Source organism: Mesorhizobium loti R88b (assembly GCF_013170845.1).
Lineage (GTDB): Bacteria > Pseudomonadota > Alphaproteobacteria > Rhizobiales > Rhizobiaceae > Mesorhizobium > Mesorhizobium loti_B.
On the sequence record NZ_CP033367.1, the window covers coordinates 575,849 to 599,901 of the forward strand.

Below are 24,053 nucleotides of genomic sequence, written 5' to 3' on the forward strand. Positions count from 1 at the left end.
TGCCCCAAGTATCAAGGCCAAATGATCAAGGACTGCCTGAAATGACCGCCGAGACCGTTCTTTCCAACGCCCGCATCGTGCTTGCCGACGAGATCGTCGAGGGGTCGCTGGTGCTGCGTGACGGCTTTATAGCCGGCATCAATGCCGGTACCAGCCGGACCGGCGAGGACATGGGCGGCGACTATATCATTCCCGGGCTGGTCGAGCTGCACACCGACCACCTGGAGGGCCATTATGCGCCACGGCCGAAGGTGCGCTGGAACCCGATCGCCGCCGTGCTTGCCCATGACGCGCAAGTGGCGACCGCGGGCATCACCACTGTGCTCGACGCCTTGCGCGTCGGCATGGATGAGGACGCCGACCTGACATCGGACGACATCCGCAAATTGGCCGACGCGATCGAGGACAGTGTGCAGCAGGATCGCCTGCGTGCCGACCACTTCCTGCATCTGCGCTGTGAGGTCTCGGCGCCGGACTGCCTGCAGGCCTTCGCCAATTTCGACGAGGACGAACGGGTCAAGCTGGCATCGCTGATGGACCACGCACCCGGCCAGCGCCAGTTCGTCAATCTCGAAACCTATGCCTATTATTACCAGCGCAAGCTGAAGCTGACCGACCGTGACTTCAAGCTGTTCTGCGAGAAGCGGATGAGCGAATCGGCGCGCAATTCGGCACCGAACCGGGCGGTGATCGCCGCCGCCTGCCATGAGCGCGGCATCGTACTGGCCAGCCATGACGACGCAACTATTGGCCATGTCGGCGAGGCGATCGAACAGGGCGTGCGCGTTGCCGAATTCCCGACCACGCAAGAGGCTGCTCGGGCCTCGAAAGAGGCCGGGCTCGGCGTTCTGATGGGCGCGCCGAATGTCATGCGCGGTTCCTCACATTCGGGCAATGTCTCGGCCCGCACGCTGGCCAGCGATGGCCTGCTCGACATATTGTCATCCGACTACATTCCCTTCAGCCTTATCCAGTCCGCTTTCTTCCTCGGCGACGTGGTCGAAGGCATTTCGCTGCCGCAGGCGGTCGCGATGGTGTCGAAGAACCCGGCCGAAGCCGTTGGCCTCAACGACCGCGGCATGATCGAACAGGGCCGACGCGCCGATCTGGTGCGCGTGCGCGTCGACGACCATGTTCCTGTCGTGCGCACTGTCTGGCGGCAGGGACGGCGGGTCGCATGATGGTGTCGGCATCGATCGAGCGTGAGTTGTCGGCGGAAGAGTTTCCGATCCGAAACGGAGTCTTTGTCGCCGTTGTCGGCCCCAGTGGCGCCGGCAAGGACACGGTGATTGGCTATGCCCGCGCGCTTTTCGCTGATGAGACCCGGCTGGAGTTCGTCCGCCGCGTCATCACCCGGCCGAGCGATGCGGCGAGCGAGGACCACGACACGCTGGCCGACGCCGCCTTCATCGAAGCCGAGGCCGACGGCGCCTTCGCCATTTCGTGGGAAGCGCATGGCTTGCGCTATGGCCTGCCCGCCGATGTCGACTGGTCCGTCACCAATGGCCATGTCGCGGTCGCGAATGTATCGCGCGCGATTATTCCGGTGCTGCGCGAGCGCTATGCCAATCTGGCCATCGTCGAAATCACCGCTTCGCCTGATGTGCTGGCCGAGCGACTGGCGATGCGCGGTCGTGAGTCGCGCGGCGAAGTGCTGGCGCGATTGGCGCGCAGCGCCAATGTGACCCTGACCGGCGCTGGCGTGACCTCGATCGACAACAGCGGCCCGCGCGAAGTGGCCGGCGAGCGCTTCGCCGAAGTGCTGCGCAAGGCAATGGCCTTCTCCGACATGTCGGGATTGATCTGATTTAAGCGTACGCATCCTCGGGCCTCGGCGTGTGGGCTCGACGGGGCTCAAACTGCTGCCCATCGGCAGTTCACTTGCTTTCCCGACGCCTCCGGAGCCCTATGTGGTGCTGACCACACATGTGATTCCGGGCCATTCCCGGGGGCACCGGCCTGAAGGTCCAGGGCGAACGAGAGAGACGACGACAGGAAGCCTTAATGCAGACGCTGACGCCCATCCTCTCGACGATCACGGCGGCATTTCTCGCTTCTTTCGTCGAAGTCGTCGAAGCCTTCACCATCGTGCTTGCGGTCGGCGTGACGCGCGGCTGGCGCCCAGCCCTGACCGGTGCCACCTTGGCGCTGGTGGTATTGGCGGCCCTGGTGCTAGCGTTCGGACCGCTGCTGGCGCTGGTACCCATCGCCACGCTGCAATTCGTCGTCGGCGTTCTGCTGATCCTGTTCGGCATGCGCTGGCTGCGAAAGGCCATCCTACGCAGCGTCGGTGTCATCGCGCTGCATGACGAGGAGGCGGCCTTCTCCAAGGAAACGGCGGCCCTGAACCAGCAGGCCAATGACCGCCGCGCCGACTATCTCGCCGGACTTGCGTCGTTCAAGGCGGTGCTGCTCGAGGGTGTCGAGGTGGTGTTCATCGTCATCGCGGTCGGCGCCGCGCACGGCCAGACGCTTTACGCCGGCCTTGGCGCGCTGGCGGCCTTCATCCTGGTGATGCTTGTCGGCCTGGCCGTCCACCGGCCGCTGGCGCGCGTGCCGGAGAATGCGCTGAAATTCGTGGTGGGGCTGATGCTGACCAGCTTCGGCATCTTCTGGACCGGCGAGGGCATCGGTGCCGACTGGCCGGGCGCCGATCTCGCTCTGCTCGCCATCTTCGCCATCGTGGCGCTGGCGTCCTTCGCCATGGTGCGCTGGCTGCGCAGCACCTATCCCGCTGGAGGGCTCGCCCGGTGAACGCCATTCGTCTTGTTGCCAAGGAATTCCTCGGCATGTTCGTCGATGACGGCAATCTGGCGCTGCTGGCGCTGGTGCTGGTGGCCGCCGTCGTGGCGGCGGTGAAGCTGCTTGCACTGCCGCCACTGCTCGGTGGCGCGGTGCTGCTGGTCGGCTGCCTCGTCATCCTGCTGCAAAGCGTTCGCCGCGCCGCGCGCGCGATCAAGCGGTAGCTTTGACAAGCACCATCTACCGACGTCGAAACCGTTACCGCCGGATTTTGGATCGACGACGATGGTACCGGTATTAAATCAGTAAAAACTTCCTGCCTGGACCATCGTAGACAGGCGAATAACATTATAATAGCATACCATTATAACTCGCCGAGGAGCCGCTGAATCCCAAGTTTGCAAGGGATGGCAGCGGGCGGGAACCCATCTGTTTCAAATCCTTGGGCGGCCAGCGCGCCCCGCCCGAACGATATTGACGCGAGGCACCCAAAAAATGCATGGGAGGAAAACATGCGGACTTTCCTGGGAAGGGCCGGTGCATTGCTGGCTGGCATGGTACTGGCGCTGTCGGCGTTGATGCCATCCATCGCTTCGGCGCAATCGGTCGAGGATATCATTTCGCGCGGCAAGCTGGTCGTCGCCATCGACACCACGACGCCGCCCTACGGCTTTCTCGATGCCAATCTGAAGCCGACCGGCTTCGACATCGAGGTCGCCAACAAGATGGGCGAGGCGCTCGGCGTGCCCGTCGAATTCGTTACCGTCACCTCGCCCGGCCGCATTCCGGCGCTGCTGACCAAGCAGGTCGACGCGGTAATCTCGATCTTCTCGATCACGCCGGCGCGCGCCATCCAGATCGACTATTCGATCCCCTATGCCGGCCAGTCGGCGGTGGTGATCGCGCCGAAGAGCACCAATATCAAGGGCGTCGCCGATCTCGTCGGCAAGAAGGTTGGCCTGACCCGCGGCACCGGCGAGGACGGGCTGCTGACCAAAGCCGCGGAAGCCAACCCAGGCATCGAGATCCTGCGCTTCGACGACTATTCCTCGCTGCTACAGGCAATGGTGTCTGGCCAGATCGACGCCATGGGTGGCGGCGACTATGGCGAGATCTATTTGAAGAAGGCGCAGAATGGTGACGCCTTCGAGCAGAAATACGTGCTGAAGACTTTCTATTTCGGCATCGGCGTCGCCAAGGGCAACGACAATCTGCGCCAGTGGATCAACACCTGGCTGTTCACCATGAAGACCGACGGCACGCTGGACGCGCTGTCGATGAAATACCGCAACCAGCCGCTGCCGGTGCTGCCGGTTTTCTGATCACGCATATGGGGCCGGGCGGGGCCAGATCGGCCCCGCTTCCTTGACCTTGTGACGGGATATCCATGCAAACCGCCCTGCAATTCGGCCCGATCCTGGTCCATCTCGACCTGCTGCTGCGCGGGCTGGGGAAGACGATCCAGTTGGCGGCGCTGTCGATCCTGTTCGGCACCGCCATCGGCGTTCTCGGCGCCGTCGGCCGCAGTTTCGGGCCGCGTTTCGTCTCATGGATCATCGCCGCCTATGTCGAACTGATCCGCAACACACCGCTGCTGATCCAGCTCTATTTCGTCTTCTTCTCGCTGCCGCTGTTCGGCTTCAAGCTGTCGAGCAACACGGCCGCCGTCGTCGCGCTGTCGATCCATCTCGGCGCCTATGGGACGGAGATCTTGCGCGCCGGGATCGAGGCCATTCCCGAAGGGCAGATCGAGGCGGCCAAGTCGCTCGGCCTCAGCCGCTACCGCATCATCCGCCATGTCATGCTGGTGCCGGCGGCGAGTGCAGTCTACCCGTCGCTCTCGGCGCAATTCATCCTGCAGATCATGGGCACCTCGATCGTCGGCGCCATCGCGGCGGAGGAACTGACGGCGGTCGCCAACAATCTGGTCATGCAGACCTTCAGGAGTTTCGAGGTCTACATCATCATCGCCGTCATCTATTTCGTGCTGGTGCAGGCCGCCAGCCTGCTGTTTGCCGGCATCGGCAAGCTCATGTTCCGCTGGAAGGTCTAGAGCATGATCCCGAAAAGTGGAATCCGGTTTTCTCGGACAAACGGAACCGTTTGTCCAGAGATCATGCTCAAGCAAGAAGATAGGGCCGCATCCCGATTCCATCGGGATGGAACAGGCGCTAGACCATGAGTCTGCGCGATTTCGGCCCCAACGAACTCATGTTCCTGCTCTTGGCGACACGCTGGACGATCCTTCTGGCGCTGATCGCCTTTGCCGGCGGCGGCCTGATCGGCCTCATCGTGGCGGCGATCCGGGTGGCGCCGGCGCGGCCGCTCCGCTGGCTGGCCGCCGGTTACATCCAGTTCTTCATGGGCACGCCGATCCTGATCCAGCTGTTCATGGCCTATTACGGATCTTCGTTCCTTGGGTACCGGCCGGACCCGTGGGTGGCTGCGGCGGTGACATTCTCGCTCAATGGCGGCGCCTTCTTCGGCGAGATTTTTCGCGGCGCCATCGAGGCGATTCCCAAGGGGCAATGGGAGGCGGCAACCGCGCTCGGCTTCCGCTTTGTCAGGACGCTGCGGCTGGTGATCATCCCGCAGGCGGCGCGGCTGATGCTGCCGCCAACCGTCGGCTTCATGGTGCAGATCGTCAAGACGACATCGATCGCCTCGCTGATCGGACTGACCGAGCTTGCCCGCGCCGCCACGCAGGTCAACACCGTCACCTTCCAGCCGGTGATGGTGTTCGGCATAGTGTCGATCATCTACTTCGCGCTGTGCTGGCCGCTGTCGCTCTATGCCAGCTATCTCGAGCGTCGTTTCGCTACCGGAATGACGCGCAAGGTCGAGAACCCGCTGGTGATGTCGGCGGTCTAGCGACGCCGTCAGCCCTTGAACGCCGGCAAGGTCAGGCCCTTGACGCCGACATCGAGCGCGAACAATCCGCCCGGATTCTTCTGGCCAATGAAGTGGCTATTGGGGCGCTTGAGCACGGCGGAGGTGACATAGAGGATGTCGAGATCCTTGCCACCGAATTCGCAGCAGGTCGGCAGGTCGGTCGGCAGCAGGACGGTCTGCATCAGGCGGCCGTCGGGGTCGTAGCGGCAGACCTTGCTGGTCACCGGGATGGTCACCCAGTAGCAGCCTTCGGCGTCCACCGTGGCGCCATCGGCGACGCCGCCGGTCACCGTCATGTCGATGAAAGTGCGGCGGTTCTCGATGTCGCCGGTGGCAAGGTCGAAATCATAGGCCCAGACCGCGCCGGCATGACTGTCGGAGAAATACATGGTTTTCGAATCCGGGCTCCAGGCGAGCCCGTTGGAGCAGCCGATGCCGTCGATCATCTTGTGCACCGAAAGGTCGGGATCGAGCCTGTAAAGCGCGCCGACGAATTCGATCGGCTCTCCCGGCACCTCGAACATCGTGCCCGACCAGAATCGGCCCTGGCGGTCCGGCTTGCCGTCATTGAAGCGGGTTTCGGGCATATGGGATTCCGGATCGACGATCGCCTCGAATTTGCCGGTCGCAGGGTCGAAGAAATGGAAGCCGTTGGTCATGGTCAGCACCAGGCCGCCCTTTTCGCGCAGGCCGAGGCAACCGAGATATTCCGGCGTGGCGAAGACCTCGTCCTTGCCGGTGGCGGGATCGTAGCGGTGGATCAACTTCTTCCAGATGTCGATCCACCACAGCACCCCAGCCTTGGGGTCCCAGAGCGTGCCCTCGCCGAGTTCGGCCCGGGCGTCGACGACGCACGTGATTTCGACCATGGTCAGCCCTCTTTTCTGCGCAGCCTGCCGCCAAGGCCGGCGAAGGTTTCGCTGCCGATCGAGACGGTGAGCAGGATAACCGCGCCATAGACGATGAGCAGCGCGCCGCTCGACAGGTTTAGCGCCGGCAAAAGACCGGTGAGGATGGTCAGCACCATGGCGCCGGCGACCGTGCCGAGATAGTGGCCGCTGCCGCCGAGGATTGAGGCGCCACCGATGGCGACCGCAGCGATCGAGGTGAACAGATAGGCGTCGCCCATGCCGAGATAGGCCTGGCCGGAATAGCCGGTCAAAAGCATGCCGGCGAAGGCGGCGGTGAGGCCCGAGATGACATAGGTGAGGATGGTGGTGCGCGCGGTCGGCACGCCGGAGAATTCGGCCACCGTGGCGCTGGTGCCGAGCGCATAGAGATGGCGGCCGAACGCCGCCTTGGAGAGCAGCAGCGTCGCAACGAGAGTCAGCGCCAGCCAGATCGGCGCGATGACCGGAAAGCCACCGATGCGCCCAACCGACAGGAACTGGATCAGGGCCGGAGCGGATGGTGTCGGCGAGCCGCCGGTCAGCACCAGGATCAGGCCTTGCAGGATGACGTTGGTGGCCAACGTCATGATGATCGGTGGCACACCGAACTGGGCGACGCCGACACCGTTGATCAGGCCGATGAAGGCGCCGCCGGCGAGCAGCAGCGGCATGACCCAGACCAGCGGGAGATCCTGCCCGCCGCACAGCAGCGCCATGACGATGGCCGCCGAATTCAGCACCCATGGCACCGACAGGTCGATGCCGCCGCCAATGATGACAAAGGTCTGGCCGAGCGCGACGATGCCGACGAAGGCCGCCAGCACCACGGTCGAGCGCATGTTGGACACCGACAGGAAACCCGGCGAGAACAGAGCGGTGACCAGGAGCAGCACGACCATGCCGGCATAGGCGAGCACGATCAGCCGGTTGCGGGAGAGCAAGGCGTTCATTGGACGCGGTTCCTTGCGGCTTTTTCGGCGACGGAACTGGCCAGCACCGAGAGCAGCAGGATGACGCCGGATGCGACCGGCTGCCAGTAGCTCGACACATGCAGCACGAAGACGAGGTTGCCGATCAGGGTCAGCACGAAGGCGCCGATCAGCGTGCCGGCGAGATGGCCCCGGCCGCCGAACAGGCTGACGCCGCCGATGACCGCCGCCGCAACTGAAGGCAGGATATAGTCCTTGCCGATGGTCGGCGAGCCGGCGCCGGTCTGCGTCACCAGAAACAACGCGGCGCTCGCCGCAAACAGGCCGGACAGGCCATAGGTGACGAGATTGACCCTTGTGATCGAGACCCCGGACAGGAAGGCCGACTTTTCGTTGGAGCCAGTGGCCTGGATGGTGAGGCCGACGCCGGTGGCGCGGAACCACCACCAGAACAGCAGCAGTGCCAGCAGCATCCAGACCGGGCTGGTCAGGCCAAAGAGCTGCGCAGAGGCGAAGCCGACCCACCAAGAGGGGATGCTGCCGCCATCGGTCGGCAGGATGATCATGGCGACGCCGTTGAGGATCGACCAGGTGGCGAGCGTGACCAGGAAGGGCTGCAGCTTGAGCAGCGAGATGAGCAGGCCGTTGAGTGCGCCGATCGCGAAGCCAAGCGCGAGAATGATCAGGGTCCAGAGCGCCACGGTCGAAGGATCGTCGGTGAAGCGCGTCGCCGCAACCACCGTGCCGAGGCTGATCATGCCGCCGATCGAGAGATCGATGCCGCCACGCACCAGCACAATGGTCTGGCCGGTTGCCGCCAGCATCAGCGTCATTGCCGCAGCTGTATCGAGGTTGATCTCATCCAGTGTAAAGACGCCGGACTGCAGGCTGCCGTAGATGCCAATGATCAACGCCAGCATCAGGCAGGCGACCAGGAACGGCGCACGGTCGAGCAAGCGGCCACGCCAATCGATGCCCAGTCTGGCTTGCTTCTCTTCAGCTGGCCTTTGCGCCATCTCCAACGGTCTCTCCGCAGCTGACATCACCATGCCTCAGGCCGCCCTGGTTTCAAGCATGGCGGCGCGCAAAATTTCCTCCTCGGAGATATGATCCCCGTCCAGCGTCGCCGCGATGCGGCCGTTGCGCATGACCATCACACGATCGGCGACATGGACGAGCTCGGGCATGTCGCTGGAATGGAACAGGATCGCGTAGCCCTTGGCCGCGAGGTCGCGCATCAGCTGAAAGATCTCGCCCTTGGTGCCGACATCGACGCCGCGCGTCGGATCGTAGAGCAGGAGCACGCGTGCCTGCGTGAGCAGCATCTTGCCGAAGATCACCTTCTGCTGGTTGCCGCCCGACAGCGTGCCGGCAAGCTGCTCCGATGTGCCGGCCTTGATGCGCAGGAAGTCGACCATCTCCTTGACCAGCGCCGCTTCCTTTTGCCGGCTCAGCAATCCGTTTTCGCTAAAGCGCTTGATGACCGACAAGGTGAGATTCTCGCGCACGCTCTTGGTCAGCAGCAGGCCCTGCCCGCGCCGATCCTCGGGCACCAGCGCGATGCCGTCCTTGCCGGTCAGCGCCTGGCGCGGATTGTTGATTGAAACCGGCTTGCCCCAGAGTTCAATGTTGCCACTGGCCCTGGTGGCGCCGAACAGCGCCTGGAACAGTTCGCGCTGGCCATGCCCCTGCAGACCACCGACGCCCAGCACCTCGCCTTCACGCAGCGCGAAATCGACCTGGGAAAGCCGACTGCCGCTGGAGAAATTCTTGACCCTGAGCGCGACACGGTCGGTCGCTGTGGTCACCCGTTCGGGGTAGAGCCTGTCGAGATGCCGGCCGATCATCTGGGTGACGATCTCGTTGTCAGACACGGCATTGGCCTCATGCGCGGCAACGGTGCTGCCATTGCGGAATATGGTCAGCCGGTCGGCGATGGCGCGCACCTCGGCCATGCGGTGTGAGATGAAGATGACCAGCCTGCCTTCGGCCGCCAGTTGGCGGGTGAGCTTTAGCAGCCACCCGGCTTCCCGCGCCGGCAATGCCGAGGTCGCCTCGTCGAGGATCAGGATGCGCGGATCCTTGGCGAGGCCCTTGGCGATCTCGACGATCTGGCGTTCAGCTAGGGTCAGCCGCCGCAGTTCCTGTTCGGGGCGCAGCGTCGGGAAATCATATTTTTCCAGCAATGCAAGTGTCTTGCGGCGCATCTCGCTGCGGTTGACGGTGCGCAGCCACGTTCGCGGTTCGTGGCGAAACCAGATGTTCTGCTCGACGCTCAGATCGGGGATCAGCGACAATTCCTGGAAGACCGCGGCAATGCCCAACGCCTGGGCAGCGTCCGGATTGGCGGGACGATAGTCCTGGCCATCGACCAGGATCGAGCCGCCGTCATGCTGCACAGCGCCAGACAGGATCTGGATGAAGGTGCTCTTGCCCGCGCCATTCTCGCCGAGCAGTGCGTGCACTTCGCCGGCACGGGCACTGAATGTCGCCTCGCTCAGCGCGACAATGCCGCCATAGCGTTTGGACAGGCCTTTGACGGTGACGAGGTCCATGAATGTGCCTTCGAAAAGCTCTCCCGACATCTTGCGATGCCGGGAGACAGGGTCGTGGTCAGAAGATGTTACTTCGCCCCAGCGGCTTCCGCAGCGGTGATCTCGACCCAATCGGGCGTGATCGGCAGCGTCAGGCCAGGAGCCTGGTCGGGGAAGGCATTCTCGCCGACCGCGATCTTGATCATCTTGGTGCCCGGATAGAGCTTGGACTCGAAGGGGTCGGTGGTGACGAAGTCACCCTTGACCGAGACGGAGCGTTCCGCCGGCTTCTTGCCGGTGTCGAGAATGTCGACCGCCAGCTTGATCGCTTCCGAGGAGAGATAGGCCGGGTTGGAGCCGAGGATGCACTTGGCGCCTTGCGTCTGCGCGCAAGTGACGGCCGCGACATTGTAGGAGAAGCCGACGACCGGGACGATCGGCCGGCCGGCATCCTTCAACGCCTGGATGGCGCCGGAGCCGTAACCCTGCGTCATGATGCCGTCGATCTTCGGATTGGCGGCAAGCAGCGCCGCGACACCCGACTGTTCAGGCCCAAGCGCGTAATTGCCATTGTAGTAACCGACGACCTTGATGTCGGGATACTTGGCCAGCACCTTTTCATAGCCTCCTTGCAGCTGCGCCGAGATCGGTGCGCCGGCAAGGCCGCGGTCGAGGATGATGTTGCCCTTGCCGCCCAGCTGCGTGGCCATCCACTCGGCCATGACCGAAGGGATACGGTCCCAGTCGGAAGCGACGGCAAAAGCGCAGGGCTCGGTCACCACCTGGTCAAAGGAGATGACGACGATACCGGCGTCGCAGGCCTTCTTGATGGTCGGGTTCAATGCCGAATCCGAACCGGCATCGACGAGGATGGCATCCGGTTTCTGGCGGATGATGTTGTTGAGCGAATTGATCTGCGCCTGGACGGTGTTCTCGACATTCTCGATCTTGAGGTCGACGCGGCCTTTCAGCGGGCCCTTGTTGACCGATACGGTGGCCACGCGCTCCATCTGCTGGCGCCAGTCATTGCCGACGAAATTGTTGGAGATATAGATGGTGTAGGGCTTCTTGTCTTCGGCATGGCCGGCCTGCAGGCCCACCGTCATCATGGCGGCTGCAAGCGCTGCAAGGCCGATGTTACGGCTCAATGATTTCATGATTTTTCTCCTCCCGTTTTGTTTCGAAACAGTGGCGCCAAATACGACGCTTTGCACGCGTCAGGTTCCCGAGGCCTCCTTCGGGGTAATCTCGACCCAGCTCGGTGACACCGGCAAGGAAAGGCCCGGTGCCAGATCCGGAAATACGGTCTTGCCGAGTTCAATCTTCACCGCCGAGGAATTCGGGGCGTATTTGGCATCGACCATATCCGTGGTCAGGCCAGGTGAGTTGAACAGCACGGTGGTGTCGGCCGGCTTCTTGCCGGTGTCGAGTATGTCGACAGCCAGCTTGATCGCCTCGGCCGACAGCGAGGGCGGATTGGCGCCAAGCCAGCACTTTGCCCCCTTTGTCTGGGCGCAGGTGACGCCGGTACCGTTGAAGGCGGCGGCGACGATCGGCACCATCGGCCGGTCGGCATTCTGCAGTGCCTTGATCGCGCCGGTGCCGTAGCCCTGCGAAAAGATGCCGTCGACTTCCGGATGGGCGGCAAGCAGGCTGGCGACGCCTTCCTGTTCCGGGCCGGCGGCATAATTGCCGTTGAAATAGCCGACGATCTCGATGCCCGGATACTTTTTCAGAACGGCGCCGAAATTCTTCTCGAACTGCTCCGAGATCGGCGCGCCGGCAAGACCACGATCCATTAGCACCTTGCCCTTGCCGCCGAGGATGGAGGCCATCCATTCGGCCTGGTTGTTGGCCATGATGTCGAAATCGGAATGCATCTTGTAGGCGCATTCGGCCGACACAGTCTGGTCGAAACTGACGACGATGATGCCGGCGTCGCAAGCCTTCTTGATGGTTGGATTGAGCGCCTCGGCCGACGACGCATCGATGAGGATGGCGGCCGGTTTCTGGCGGATGATGTTGTTCAGCGAATTGATCTGCGCCTGGACGGTACCTTCGGCATTTTCGATCTTGAGGTCGACGCGGCCTTTCAGCGGACCCTTGTTGACCGCCACATTGGCAACGCGCTCCATTTGCTGGCGCCAGTCATTGCCGACAAAATTGTTGGAGAGATAGATGACGTAAGGTTTTTGGGTCGCGGTATGGCCAGGCATCGCACCCATCGAGACTGCGAACCCTGCCAGCGCCACGAAGCAGGCGCTCAAGCTCCTTAATTTCATGGTCTTCCTCCCAGTGTTTCCTGTCCAGCCGGTGACGGACTGCGCCATCTTGATCGGATGAAGGTGACAAATTGATACCGGTACCAATTGCGAATGTCAATTTGACCAGGCTCCCCCCGAGGCTGCGCCCGCGAGCCGAATTCGCCGGATTTCCTCCCTGGCGACTTCTCCCGTGGCCGGCACTTCAGCCTAGCTATCATGCTATTATAATTTTACAGGTCTGTCTACGCGACCCGCATCAGAAAATGCCCGAGCGGGCGCGCCTCAGGACAGGTCGTTCGGCGCGTCGTAGGTGATGCTGAAGATGTCGGCGGGGTGACGGGCAACGGAGAATTCGATGCTGCGCTGGTCCGCCGACTGATAGAGCATCTCCACGGTCAGCACCGGGCTGCCGAGCGTGATGCCAAGGTCGGCGGCAACGGCCTCCTCGGCGATTTCGGCACGCACCGTGACGTGCGCCACATCGAGCCGCAGGCCGAGATGTTTTTGCACCGAACGGAAGATCAGCACATCCGAAAAATCTTCTCGCTTCAGGCGGGCGCCGATGTCTGGCGGAAAGTAAGTGGTAATCTGCGCTTTCCGTTGTTCACCGATCGCCAGCACGCTGCGCAGGCAATAGCCCGCCTCGTCCTTGCCCATGCCGAAATGGCGCTGCAGCACGGGCGAGACTTCCTTGCGATAGGATTTCACCGTCAGTTCAGCGTCCTTGGTGAAGGCCGCCATGTCGGCGAAGTTCTTGAACTTCCAGCTCAGATTGACGGAGGGGCTGCGCGCCGCGACCACGGCAGGTTTGGCCGAGCGTTTCCGGATCAGACCGTCGGCCTCAAGGTCACGCAGCGCCTGGCGCACGGTGATCAGGCTGACGCCGAAATGCTCGGCAATGGTCGCTTCCTTCGGCAGTTCGCCGCCGACGGGGAAGGTGCCGTTGCCGATCGGCTCGCGCAGTATATCGGCAAGCTGGCGGTAAAGCGGGCCATTGGCGCGACCGAGCGTGCGCCTGGGAAGACTGTCGATGGTAGGATGGTCCATGTGCCTCGTCGCGCCTCTTGTCGAAGCTTTTATAATAGCTTCCTGCGCCCGAGGCTAGGCAAGGTGGACGTCTATCAACCGTCTCAGACGAACAGGCGAAGAGGAAGCTCGATAGACGATTTCAGGGCAGCGAGCCATTTGACAGCCATCGCCTCGTCGACGTTTGCGGCATCCACTGTGAGCAGGCATTCGACATGATCACCCGCCATGTCGAGCGAGACGGTCAGGCGCATGGCGCGGCCGGGCAAGAGGGGCATCATGACCGGCCGGACCCCGCTGGCCGTAAGCAGCTTTAGGGACACCGCCGCCGGCTTTTCCGTTTCGTCACGGCTGTCGCTCAAAGTCGCAAGTCGCATTGCGCGCAGCGATGTCAGGGACATCTCCGGGCTTGTCGCGAACACCGCTTGTCGGCCGGTCAATTCCAGCGCCACGGAGGGGGCGGCACCCTCGGCAATCTCGGGGACTTCTGCGAACGCCCGACCTGCCGCACGCAGCAAGATATCCTCGATATCGAAGGTTTTCCCGGTGCTCTCCAGCGCCGCCAGCAACTCTCGCAATGCACTCAGCGCGACGGACGTGGCAAAGGCTGCGACCCGGGGCGCGGCGAGAGAATGTACCGCAGCCGTGGCCTCGCCAGCCGGCTGGCTGACAGGCACTGCGACCACAACGAAACCCAGCACATCGGCCGCCAGGATACGGCCACCCGGGCCACTGCCGCGAAGCGTCCCAAGCGGCAGCGCGCGTTCGCGCGCCAACCGGCGGGCATAGGGTGAAACCGCCAGTCGCCGCGCCTGCGCCATCGCCATGTTCATTTCAGATACTCTGAGTTGACGCAGTTGGTGAGCCGGCCCTCGGCGAGATAGGCGTGCACGACCTCGATCGACTTCAGCCGGAGGTCGCGCATCGATGCGGGGCTGTAGAAGGCGGCGTGCGGGGTCACGATCAGGCTATTGGCGATCCACGGCTCGCGGCGCCGCCATGCCGCCAGCAGCGGATGATCGAGATCGCCGGGTTCGTTCGGCAGCACATCCAGTCCGGCGCCGGCGACGGCACCCTTGCGCATCGCGGCTTCGAGCGCGTCGAGATCGACGATCGGGCCGCGTGCGGTGTTGATCAGCACAAGGCCGGGCTTGGCGGCGGCGAAGGCGGCTGCGCCGAGCAGCTTGCGGGTCTCCTCGCTCAGCGGCGTGTGGACACTGACGACATCCGCCCGCCCCATCAATTCACCCAGCGAATGGACCCGCTCGTAGCCGGTCGACAGGTCGACACCGGATAGAAGATGCGGGTCGTAGAATACCACCTTCATGTCGAAGGCGGCGGCACGGCGTGCGGTGGCGAGCCCGATGCGGCCGAGGCCGACAATGCCGAAAGTGGCGCCCTTGTGCCGGCGCACCAGCGGCGCCTTGGAGAAATGCCAGCCTTCGGCGCCATTGCCGGAAAGCTCGGGCCCATAGGCCGAAGTGCCGCGCGTTAGCGCCAGCACCAGGCCGATGGCGTGATCTGCAACTTCGGTCGTGCCATAGTCCGGCACGTTGCAGGTCGGAATTTTCCGCGCGCCCCAGCCCGCTGTGTCGATATTGTCGAAACCGACACCCGATCGCACGGCAATCCGAGCTTTGGGAAAGGCTGATGGCGCGACGGCGACATTATGGGTCGGCGAATAGTTGATAACGGCATCGACCGCCTCGCAGATGGCCGGATCGAGTGCCGCCGCCTTGTCGTTGGTCGACCGGGCGAGGATGAATTCGATGTCGGGATAATGTTCGCGCTCGAGTTCGGCCTCGTCGGCGGCTTGCCAGTTGGCGCACAGGATCTTCATGCCAGCCCTTCGGATTTCACAATCTGGTGGTGGTTACTTCTTGATGCCGCCGATCCGCCCGCCCATCGGCACCACGGCGCCAACCGGCTGATCGATCGCGCTGAGCGTACCGCTGATGGGCGCTTCGATCTCAACCACGGCCTTGTCGGTCTCGATTTCGGCAATCAGTTCGCCCTCCTTGACCGGATCGCCGACCGCCTTCAGCCATTTGACCACGGTGCCTTCGCTGACGGTGAGATCACCGAACGGCATTGTTATTGCCTCGTCGTCGCTGGAAACGACGGCAACGACTGGTGCAGTGGGCTGCGCCTTGGCTGGCACAGCAACAGGATTAGCCGGCGCAGCGCTTTTCAGTCCGACCGTGTACCAGTGATCCGGCACCGGCGGTTTGCCCGCAATGACGTCGCGCATGCCTTGCGCAATGCGGGCGCTGTCGACCAGCATGGCGCGTTCCAGCACCGGGGCAAAGGGATGCGAGGTCGGCGCGGTGTGCAGCCTTCCCGGCGGTGCGTCGAGTTCGTCGAAGGCGAGCTCATTGATGGCCTGGGCGATCTCGCCGCCAAGACCGCACATAGCCCAGGCCTCATCGACGATGAGCAGGCGGTGGGTTTTGCGGACGCTGGCGACAATCGTGTCGATATCGAGCGGCATGATGGTGCGCGGGTCGATGATTTCGGCCTCGATGCCCTCGCCGGCCAGGACTTCGGCAGCCTCCAGAGCACGCTGTACCATCTGGCCGGCGGCGACGATGGTGATGTCGGTGCCGGCGCGGGCGATGCGCGCGACGCCGAACGGAACGTAATGTTCGCCGACAGGCACCTCGCCCTTGGAGGCGAACAGCGCCTTGGGTTCCAGCATGATGACGGGATCGCCGGCCCGCAGCGCTGTCTTCATCAGCCCCTTAGCGTCGGCCGGGGTCGAAGGCACGCAGACGATGAGGCCAGGCATATGGGCGAACACCGGATGGTAGATGCCGCTGTGATGCGGGCCGGAACTGCGCAGCGCACCAGCGCCGACGCGCACCACCATCGGCGCGCTCATCAGGCCGCTGGTCATGTAGCGCAGCTTGGCCGCCTGTAAAAAGATCTGACCGGCGGTCTCGAAGGCGAAGTCGGCGAACATCAGGTCCGAAACCGTGCGCGCCCCGGTGGCCGAGGCGCCGACGGCGGCGGCGGTAAAGCCCTGCTCGGAGATCGGCGTGTCGACCATGCGCTCGGCGCCGAACTCCTGCCAGAGGTTCCTGGTGTGGGCAAAACTGCCGCCACGCTCGCCGGTGCCCTCGCCGAAATAAAGGATCGCCGGATTGGCGCGCATTTCCTCGGCGATGCCATCGCGCACCGCTTCGAGCCAGCCTTGTGTGCGCGTCTCGCCGACGGCGCGCGGCTGCAGGGCTGCAGGCGGATTGATAGGGTCGGCAAAGACATGCAGGCGCACAGTGGCCGGATCTGGTTCCGGCGAGTTGCGGGCGAAGGTCAGCGCTTCCTCGACGACCTTCTCGATCCGCGCCTCGATGGCCGCCAACGCTTCGGCATCGGCAATGCCGTAATCCTCGATCAGCTTCTTGCGGAACATGTCGATCGGATCGCGCTTGATCCAGGCGTCGAGTTCCTCCTGCGTCCGGTAAGTGCCAATGACCGGGTCGCCCTCGTGGTGCCCGACGGTGCGGTAAGTCTTGGCCTCGATCAGCGTCGGCCCCTTGCCGGAACGGGCGCGCTCTGTCGCCTCTTTCATGGCCAGCCAGACGGCGAAGACATCATTGCCGTCCACCGCCACACCAGGCATGCCGTAGGAGGCGGCCTTGGTCGCGATCTCGGGATTGAGCGTGATCGACTTGAGCGGCGTGGCGGTGGCGTAGAGGTTGTTCTCGCAGACGAACACCGCTGGCGCCCGTTGCACGGCGGCGAAGTTGAGCGCCTCGTGGAAGCCGCCATGGTTGGCGGCGCCGTCGCCGAAGAAGGCGACGCCGATATCGTCACGGCCCCGCTGACGCGCGCTCATGCCGATGCCGACGGCATGGCCGATGCCGGCGGCGACAATGCCATTGGTGCCGAACAGGCCGACCGAGCGCTCATAGAGATGCATGGTGCCGCCACGGCCGCCGCAAATGCCGTCGGCCTTGCCGAACAATTCGGCCATTACGCGGCCGGGGTTGGCGCCCTTGGCCAGTGCGTGGCCGTGGCCGCGATGGGTCGAGGTGACCCAGTCGGTCGGTCTGAGATGCGCGCAGACGCCAACGCCTGTCGCCTCCTCGCCGATATAGAGATGCAGGAAGCCGGGGGTTTCGCCCTTGCGGCAGGCGATCTGGGCGATGCTTTCGAAGCGGCGCAACAGCACCATGCGCTCGAACAGGTCGAGCAGAACCTGCCGGTCGGGCAGGTTCGGAGCGCCCTTGAAATCGTCGCGCGCCCGCGCCGCTGAAATTGCCACCGAGGCCTCCCTGAATCCATCTGGTGCCGGGCGACAGCTGCCGGCGGCGAGCTTGTTGGCCGCTCGCTTCGGTGCATCATAGATTATAATAGCATAATGTCTACTGGCTCTGAATGGAGCCATTCACGCGCTAGATTTTCGTAATCCGCACGGTGGCGTCGGGCCGCTGGAACAGCTCCGGCCGCAGGGTGAGGCCGAGCCCCGGCCCTTCGAGCGGCGCGACCTGGCCGTCCTTGACCCGTGGAATGTCGGCGACGATTTCGGTGTACCAGCCGGTGAAATAGGCGCGCACTGCTTCCTGGTAGTTGACGTTCGGCAAGGTCGCCGACAGCGCGCAGCTGGCGGCATAGACGATCGGCCCGGTGCAGTCGTGCAAGGTGACAGGCAGCTCGCTGGCCTCGGCCATGTTGGCGATCTTGCGCGCTTCGGAAAGGCCGCCGCACCAGGCGAGGTCGATCATGATCACGCTCGCCGCGCGCTTGTCTATCAACTGCTTGAACATCTGCCGCGAGGCCAGCCGCTCGCTGGCGGCGACCGGTATGGAGGTGCGGCGAGCGAGTTCGGCCATGGAATCGAGCTCATTGTAGCGGATGGGCTCCTCCAGCCAGGCGACGTCATAGGGTTTCAACGCCTCGGCGATGCGCAGCACCGGCGGCAAGGTCCACAGGCCATGCAACTCGACCATGATTTCCATGTCGCGGCCAACAGCGTCGCGGATTTTCTGGAACGGCTCCAGCGCCTTGTCGAGATCGGAAAGCGAAATACGGGTGCCGTTCGAGGCCTCGGCGGCGATGTCGAAGGGCCATACCTTCATCGCGCCGATGCTTTCGGATTTGAGGCTTTTGGCGAGGTCGCCAGCATTGTAACGCCAGGCGAGCAGGTCCTCATACGGGCCTTCGTTGGAATCACCAGCCTTGAGCGACCAGTCCTCGCCGCGCTCGAACAGGGCGTTTTTCTTCGTAGCGCGGACATGTTTGTAGCCGGCGCAGGTGTTGTAGATCGGCACGGTTTTGTGCGTGCGCCCGCCAAGCAGCCGCCAGACCGGCTCGCCGAGCGCCTGGCCATAGATATCCCACAGCGCGATGTTGACGGCGGAATTGCCACGCACCTCGGCGCCGGAATCGCGCGCGCCGACATAGACGCTGCCCAATGTGCGGTCATGCAACTCGATGTCGCGCGGATCCTTGCCCAAGAGATAGGACGCGACATTGTCGTGGATATAAGAGGCGACAGGTCCCGGCGCCCAAAAGGTCTCGCCGGTGCCGATGATGCCGGCATCGGTGTGGACGCGCAGCCAGAACAGGAACGGGAACTCGGCCAGTTGCAGCGTTTCGAGCGCGACGACTTTCATCTCTTTCCTCCCGGCTGCGACGGACCCTGTGGCCCAACGGACAATAGCACATCCTCGTTGACAGCCATTTATGGTACCGGTATCAATCCCGTCAAGATGGCCACCGGGAGGGTGCTCGTTTGCCTGCCGAAAATCAAAACGCGACACCAAAGAGAGCGCTGGTCACCGGCGCCGCGGGCGGCCTCGGCCGCGAGGTGGCGATCCAGTTGGCCCGGCGAGGCTGTGTCGTCGCGGTCACCGACATCAACGGCGAAGGACTGGCCGAGACCGCCAGGCTGATCAGCGAAACCCGCGCGGAAAGCGAAACCATCGTCAGCGATTTCACTGGGGAAGGCGCGCCGGAAGCGGCCGTGGAAAAAGTGGTCGCGCGCTGGGGCGGCATCGACATTCTCGTCAACAATGCCGGCTATGGCGTGATCGAGCCGTTCCTCGACGCCACCTTCAAGGCCTGGACGCGGACGCTGGCGCTTAATGTCACGGCCCTGGCCATGGCCTGCAAGGCGGCGGGCCGGGTGATGCGCGAGCAGCGCTCGGGGCGCATCGTCAACATCACCTCGCCCGGCTCGCGCATGGCGCTGCCCGATTACACCGCCTACACGGCGAGCAAGGCCGGCGTCGATTCCATCACCCGCGCCGCTGCCGTGGCGTTGGCGCCCTATGGCGTGCTGGTCAACAGCCTGGCGCCCGGCATGATGGACACCGAGATGCAGCGTTCGACCGAGATCGACCTCGCCCGCGCTAACGGCCGCAACGACCTGCAGGCCTTCCTCGACGAGCGAACGCGACGGATCCCGATTGGCCGGCGCGCCGAGATTTCCGAGGTCGCCGAGGCGGTCGTCTGGCTCTGCCTCGACGCGCCAAGATACATGACCGCCGAGCGCCTCAACATGTCGGGCGGGCTCGACAAGGACTGATCCCATGCTGCGAAATTCTCCACCCGGCACCGCCGATATCGGCGCGCTCGAACGCAAGGCGACACAATTGCGTCGCCACATGCTGACCATGGCGCGCGGCCAGGGCCAGGGCTATATCGGCCAGGGCCTCGGTATCGCCGATGCACTGGCAGCCCTGTATTTCCACGAACTGCGCTACGACCCGCACAATCTGGACTGGTCTGACCGCGATCGCTTCCTGCTGTCGACCGGTCACTATTCGATCGCGCTGTGGGCGGCCCTGGCCGAGGCCGGCATCCTTCCGATCGAGGAACTCGTCACCTACGGCGCCGACAACAGCCGGCTCGAAATGTCGACGCTCGACACCACGCCCGGCGTCGAGATGATCGGCGGCTCGCTCGGCCATGGGCTGGGGCAAGGTGTGGGCCAGGCGCTGGGCTTGCGCGTCGACAAATCCGATGCGCGCGTCTTTGTCGAGCTTTCCGATGGCGAGATGCAGGAAGGCTCGACCTGGGAAGCGGCGATGTCGGCCAGCCATTTCAAGCTCGACGGGCTGGTGGCGCTGATCGACTGCAATGGCATCCAGGCCGACGGTCCCGTGGTGCTCGACATGGAGCCGGTTGCCGACAAATGGCGCGCCTTCGGCTGGGAGACGTTCGAGATCAACGGCAATGACATGACCGCGATCGTCGGCGTGCTGGCGGACGCAAGGAACAGCAACGGCAAGCCGAAGGCGATCGTGCTGCGGACGCTGCCGGGCAAGGGTGTGCCGCGCATCGAAACCTCTGAGAAATCGCATTTCTTCCGCATCGACGTGGCGCAGTGGGACGGCATCATCGCCGAGTTCGACAAGACCGTGGGAGCGGCCCAATGAGCGGCGCAGCGATGGAGGCCGGCCGCACGCTGGCCATGGGCCAGGACGAAGCGGTCGGCGGCGGGCGGCAGAGTGTCGAGGCGCCATTCGGCCGGGCATTGGCGCGGCTTGGCAAGAGCCGACCCGACATTGTCGGGCTGACCGCCGATCTCGGCAAATATACCGACATTCTGCCGTTCCGCGATGCCTTTCCCGAGCGTTTCTTCAATGTCGGCATGGCCGAGCAGAATCTGGTCGCCGTCGCGGCCGGGCTGGCGCGCACCGGCAAGGTGCCGTTCGCCACCACCTATGGCGTATTCGCGACGCGGCGCGCCTATGATTTCGTTGCCATTGCGCTCGCCCACTCCAACCTCGACGTCAAGATTGTCGCCGGCCTGCCGGGCCTGACGACCGGCTATGGCGGCACGCACCAGGCGATCGAGGATCTGGCGCTGATGCGCATGATCCCCGGCCTCACCATCATCGACCCCTGCGACGCCACCGAGATCGAGGCGGCAACCGAAGCGATCGCGGAGCATCGGGGGCCGGTGTATATGCGCCTCTTGCGCGGCAGCGTGCCTGTCGTGTTCGAACCTGGCTATCGCTTCGAGATCGGCAAGGCGCGGCGTCTTCGGGAAGGCAGCGATGTCGGCATCATCTCGACCGGCTTCATGACCGAGCGAGCACTGGATGCGGCGGATGCCTTGCGCAAACTGGGCATTTCGGCAGGCGTGCTGCATGTGCCGACCATCAAGCCGTTCGATGCAAAGGCGGTAACGGAATTCTCTGCTTCAGTTGACCGTATCGTTACGGCCGAAAACCACGTTGTCGTCGGGGGGCTGGCGAGCCTCGTGGTCGAGACCTTGTTCGACGCCGGCATTGCCAAGAAGGTAACACGCATCGGTTTGCCGGACCGCTATATCGAATGTGGCGCGGTGCCGACCTTGCAGGCCAAATACGGCCTGACGACCGAGGCCATTGTCGCAAAGATTGCCGCGCTTAGTTAGGGTTCATCATGAAGATCACCGAGATCGAGACCTTCGCTGTCGGCGCCGGCTGGAAGAACTGGCTGTTCATCAAAGTCCACACCGATAAGGGCATTCACGGTGTGGGCGAAGGCACGCTGAACGGTTTTATCAAGACCACCGAAGCCGGCGTGTACGAGCTCAAGCATCTCGCCATCGGCCAGGATCCGCGCCGCATCAACGCGCTGGCCAAGCGCATGCTGGACAGCGTCTCGCTCGATGGCGGCCATATCCACCGCACGGTGATCGCTGCGATCGAGGTCGCCTGCTGGGACATCCTGGGCAAAAGCCTTGGCGTCCCGATCCATCAGTTGCTCGGCGGCCAGGTGCGCGACAGCGTGCTCGGCTACGCCAATGGCTGGTATCGCACCGAGCGCACGCCGGAAGCCTTTCTGGAGGCCGCGAAGGTTGTGCTGGCCAAAGGCTTCAAGGCCTTCAAGCTCGACCCGTTCGGCACCGCGCAAGGCTTTATCTCGCGTGAAGAGCTGGATCTCTCCTATGCGATCTGCCGAAAGTTGCGCGACGACCTGCCCGGGGACACGCTGATCCTGATCGACGTCCATGCCCGTTTCACCGAGATCGCCGCGCTACAGGCGGCGCAGAAATTCGCCGACCTCGACATCTACTGGTGGGAGGAGCCGACCTCGCGCGACCGTCAGGAGACCGTGCACGAGGTGGCGCATCGTTCGCCTATCCCGGTGGCGACCGGCGAGATGTACGACACGGTCGGCCAGTTCTACACGTTAGCCGCTGGCGGCGGCGTCAACATCTTCCAGCCCGAGCCGATGTCGCTCGGCGGTATCGGACCATCGATGCAGGTGGCCAATCTGGCGCTGGCGCACGGCAGCCACATCGCCCCGCACCAGAGTGGTGGGCCGGTGGCGACGGCGGTATGTCTGCAACTGGCGGCCGCGGTGCCGAACTTCCTCATCCAGGAACATTTCGACGCCTTCAACGACCCGTGGACACGCGAGCTGGTGACATGGCACCCGACCGTCAATCCGCACAACGGACATCTGTCGCTGCCGGACGCGCCAGGGCTCGGCATCGATCTCAACATCGATGCGATTAGGGATCATCCCTACGATCCCAACGCCTATCTCAACGTCCACGCCGAGGGGTGGGAAAAGCGGCTCGGGCGGCGGGAGCAGAAGCCCTGATCACGCACTCTCCCGGTCGACGATCTCGAAGCCGAGGCTGGTGATGGTCGGCACCTTGGTGTTGCCGCCGAGCCTTGCCAGCAATTGCCGCACCGCACGGCGGCCCATCTCGTAGCGATTGACCTTGACCGTGGTCAGCGGCGGATAGAGCTGCGCGGCGAGGTCGATGTCGCCATAGCCGGCAATCGCGATCCTGCCCGGCACTGCCCAGCGTCGGCGGTGGCATTCCTGCACGGCGCCAACGGCAAGCGTGTCGCTAGAAAAGAAGATGGCGTCGATGTCTTTGTGACGGGAGGTCAGCGTGACCAGCGCCTCGGCGCCGCCCTGCGCGGTGATCGGCACCTCGACCTCCATGTCGGCATGGTTCTTGATGCCGAGTTCGGTGAGTGCCGCGTGATGGCCGGTGCGGCGCTGCTGCAAGCGGTCATTGCCGTGGATCGGCGTCGAGACGAAGCCGATGCGCTTGTAGCCCTTGGCGGCCAGATGCATGGTCATGGCATAGGCAGTCTCGAAGTTGGAGACGCCAACCACCATGTCGATCGGCTTGCGGCCCTTGATCTCTGAAATTTCGACCACCGGCGCGCCGCTGTTCTTCAGAAGCGCTCGCGCCGTCTCGCTTTGCACGAAGCTCTGCAGGATCATGCCGACCGGACGCCAGCCGAGCAGGTTGCGGATGGATTTCTCCTCGGCTTCCTGCGTGAACTCGCCCTGCACCAGTAGCATCGAATAGCCGCTCTCGTGGCACTCGTCCGACATGCCTTGCACCTGTTCGGCGATGCCCGAATTGATCAGCGGCGGCACCACCGTGCCGATCATGCGGCCATTGCCGCGCATGCTCGACGCCAGCCGATTGGGCACGAACCCGGCCTGCTCGATCGCCTCGAGCACCTTGGCGCGCGTTTCCGGCGACACCATGTCGGGATTGGACAGCGCGCGCGACACCGTCATCGGCGCCACGCCGACGCGCTTGGCGATCTCGCGGACGCCGAGGCGTTGCGGCTTCTTCTCGCCCGCCGGCTGCTTGTCGGTCATCACCCTGCTCCGAGAGAACGCGATCCGGCAAAGCAATGTTCTGCAGACCGTGTCGTAAGCGCCCATTCATAGCGGTTGCGGCCGAGGCTTTCCAGCTACGTGCCCCGGCTATGCACCGCCGGAAAATTTCCTCGTTGACAAGTTATAATATTATAATCTTAATGGTTGCGAGGAGCGTGCCAGGGTTGGCACGGG

23 protein-coding genes are annotated in these 24,053 nt (G+C 63.8%); 11 read left to right on the forward strand and 12 right to left on the reverse strand.

Annotated features, from left to right (window positions below; genetic code table 11):
- Positions 1-41: 41 nt before the first annotated feature.
- From EB235_RS02670 to EB235_RS02700, 7 genes are all read left to right on the forward strand, one after another.
- Complete coding sequence (locus EB235_RS02670; RefSeq protein WP_027032493.1) at positions 42-1,181, forward strand: alpha-D-ribose 1-methylphosphonate 5-triphosphate diphosphatase; 1,140 nt, start codon at positions 42-44, stop codon at positions 1,179-1,181.
- Positions 1,178-1,807 carry a phosphonate metabolism protein/1,5-bisphosphokinase (PRPP-forming) PhnN gene (gene phnN, locus EB235_RS02675; protein WP_027032492.1) on the forward strand — a complete coding sequence of 210 codons (630 nt, stop codon included), beginning with the start codon at positions 1,178-1,180 and terminating at the stop codon, positions 1,805-1,807. Before EB235_RS02670 ends, phnN begins: the two co-directional genes overlap by 4 nt.
- A 197-nt stretch (positions 1,808-2,004) precedes the next feature.
- Positions 2,005-2,754 carry a COG4280 domain-containing protein gene (locus tag EB235_RS02680; RefSeq protein ID WP_027032491.1) on the forward strand — a complete coding sequence of 250 codons (750 nt, stop codon included), beginning with the start codon at positions 2,005-2,007 and terminating at the stop codon, positions 2,752-2,754.
- Complete coding sequence (locus tag EB235_RS02685; RefSeq protein WP_027032490.1) at positions 2,751-2,966, forward strand: hypothetical protein; 216 nt, start codon at positions 2,751-2,753, stop codon at positions 2,964-2,966. The genes EB235_RS02680 and EB235_RS02685 overlap by 4 nt, the downstream gene beginning before the upstream one ends.
- Before the next feature lie 288 nt (positions 2,967-3,254).
- A complete protein-coding gene (locus EB235_RS02690) occupies positions 3,255-4,064 on the forward strand; it encodes a transporter substrate-binding domain-containing protein (protein WP_027032489.1) in 810 nt (269 codons plus the stop codon).
- Positions 4,065-4,129: 65 nt separating this feature from the next.
- Positions 4,130-4,795 carry an amino acid ABC transporter permease gene (locus EB235_RS02695; RefSeq protein ID WP_027032488.1) on the forward strand — a complete coding sequence of 222 codons (666 nt, stop codon included), beginning with the start codon at positions 4,130-4,132 and terminating at the stop codon, positions 4,793-4,795.
- Between the two features lie 125 nt (positions 4,796-4,920).
- Complete coding sequence (locus EB235_RS02700; RefSeq protein WP_027032487.1) at positions 4,921-5,613, forward strand: amino acid ABC transporter permease; 693 nt, start codon at positions 4,921-4,923, stop codon at positions 5,611-5,613.
- A gap of 8 nt (positions 5,614-5,621) precedes the next feature.
- On the opposite strand, the gene EB235_RS02705 is transcribed toward EB235_RS02700, so the two are convergent.
- The 11 genes from EB235_RS02705 to EB235_RS02755 all read right to left on the reverse strand — a co-directional run bounded on the left by EB235_RS02705 (position 5,622) and on the right by EB235_RS02755 (position 18,895).
- The gene (locus EB235_RS02705; protein WP_027032486.1) at positions 5,622-6,503 is read right to left on the reverse strand and encodes an SMP-30/gluconolactonase/LRE family protein; all 882 of its coding nucleotides are present in this window, start codon (positions 6,501-6,503) and stop codon (positions 5,622-5,624) included.
- 2 nt (positions 6,504-6,505) lie between these two features.
- Positions 6,506-7,474, reverse strand: a complete 969-nt coding sequence (locus EB235_RS02710) for an ABC transporter permease (protein WP_027032485.1) — start codon at positions 7,472-7,474, stop codon at positions 6,506-6,508.
- Positions 7,471-8,469 (reverse strand): ABC transporter permease, encoded by a 999-nt coding sequence (locus tag EB235_RS02715; protein WP_245268876.1) that lies wholly within the window; start codon positions 8,467-8,469, stop codon positions 7,471-7,473. Before EB235_RS02715 ends, EB235_RS02710 begins: the two co-directional genes overlap by 4 nt.
- A gap of 36 nt (positions 8,470-8,505) precedes the next feature.
- Positions 8,506-10,038, reverse strand: coding sequence for a sugar ABC transporter ATP-binding protein (locus tag EB235_RS02720; RefSeq protein ID WP_051429749.1), 1,533 nt, complete (start codon positions 10,036-10,038; stop codon positions 8,506-8,508).
- A gap of 38 nt (positions 10,039-10,076) precedes the next feature.
- A complete protein-coding gene (locus EB235_RS02725; protein ID WP_027032482.1) occupies positions 10,077-11,144 on the reverse strand; it encodes a substrate-binding domain-containing protein in 1,068 nt (355 codons plus the stop codon).
- A gap of 60 nt (positions 11,145-11,204) precedes the next feature.
- Positions 11,205-12,269 (reverse strand): substrate-binding domain-containing protein, encoded by a 1,065-nt coding sequence (locus EB235_RS02730; RefSeq protein ID WP_032926619.1) that lies wholly within the window; start codon positions 12,267-12,269, stop codon positions 11,205-11,207.
- Between the two features lie 264 nt (positions 12,270-12,533).
- The gene (locus EB235_RS02735; protein WP_027032480.1) at positions 12,534-13,298 is read right to left on the reverse strand and encodes a GntR family transcriptional regulator; all 765 of its coding nucleotides are present in this window, start codon (positions 13,296-13,298) and stop codon (positions 12,534-12,536) included.
- 83 nt (positions 13,299-13,381) lie between these two features.
- Positions 13,382-14,104 carry an E3 binding domain-containing protein gene (locus EB235_RS02740; protein WP_245268875.1) on the reverse strand — a complete coding sequence of 241 codons (723 nt, stop codon included), beginning with the start codon at positions 14,102-14,104 and terminating at the stop codon, positions 13,382-13,384.
- Positions 14,105-14,106: 2 nt separating this feature from the next.
- Positions 14,107-15,117 (reverse strand): C-terminal binding protein, encoded by a 1,011-nt coding sequence (locus EB235_RS02745; protein WP_032925795.1) that lies wholly within the window; start codon positions 15,115-15,117, stop codon positions 14,107-14,109.
- Positions 15,118-15,150: 33 nt separating this feature from the next.
- The gene (locus EB235_RS02750; RefSeq protein ID WP_051429748.1) at positions 15,151-17,544 is read right to left on the reverse strand and encodes a thiamine pyrophosphate-dependent enzyme; all 2,394 of its coding nucleotides are present in this window, start codon (positions 17,542-17,544) and stop codon (positions 15,151-15,153) included.
- 130 nt (positions 17,545-17,674) lie between these two features.
- Positions 17,675-18,895 carry a mandelate racemase/muconate lactonizing enzyme family protein gene (locus tag EB235_RS02755; RefSeq protein ID WP_027032477.1) on the reverse strand — a complete coding sequence of 407 codons (1,221 nt, stop codon included), beginning with the start codon at positions 18,893-18,895 and terminating at the stop codon, positions 17,675-17,677.
- 119 nt (positions 18,896-19,014) lie between these two features.
- Here EB235_RS02755 and EB235_RS02760 point away from each other — a divergent pair, with 119 nt between their 5' ends.
- From EB235_RS02760 to EB235_RS02775, 4 genes are read left to right on the forward strand one after another with little or no spacing between them, the layout of a single operon-like run.
- Positions 19,015-19,809 carry an SDR family NAD(P)-dependent oxidoreductase gene (locus EB235_RS02760; protein ID WP_027032476.1) on the forward strand — a complete coding sequence of 265 codons (795 nt, stop codon included), beginning with the start codon at positions 19,015-19,017 and terminating at the stop codon, positions 19,807-19,809.
- Between the two features lie 4 nt (positions 19,810-19,813).
- On the forward strand, positions 19,814-20,662 hold the full coding sequence (locus tag EB235_RS02765; RefSeq protein ID WP_027032475.1) for a transketolase: 849 nt from the start codon (positions 19,814-19,816) through the stop codon (positions 20,660-20,662).
- Positions 20,659-21,648 (forward strand): transketolase family protein, encoded by a 990-nt coding sequence (locus EB235_RS02770; RefSeq protein ID WP_027032474.1) that lies wholly within the window; start codon positions 20,659-20,661, stop codon positions 21,646-21,648. The genes EB235_RS02765 and EB235_RS02770 overlap by 4 nt, the downstream gene beginning before the upstream one ends.
- A gap of 8 nt (positions 21,649-21,656) precedes the next feature.
- Positions 21,657-22,826: a mandelate racemase/muconate lactonizing enzyme family protein gene (locus EB235_RS02775; protein ID WP_027032473.1), complete on the forward strand. Its 1,170-nt coding sequence runs from the start codon at positions 21,657-21,659 to the stop codon at positions 22,824-22,826.
- Here EB235_RS02775 and EB235_RS02780 read toward each other — a convergent pair whose 3' ends face one another.
- Positions 22,827-23,858 (reverse strand): substrate-binding domain-containing protein, encoded by a 1,032-nt coding sequence (locus EB235_RS02780; protein WP_027032472.1) that lies wholly within the window; start codon positions 23,856-23,858, stop codon positions 22,827-22,829. It abuts the gene before it with no gap.
- Between the last annotated feature and the right edge of the window lie 195 nt (positions 23,859-24,053).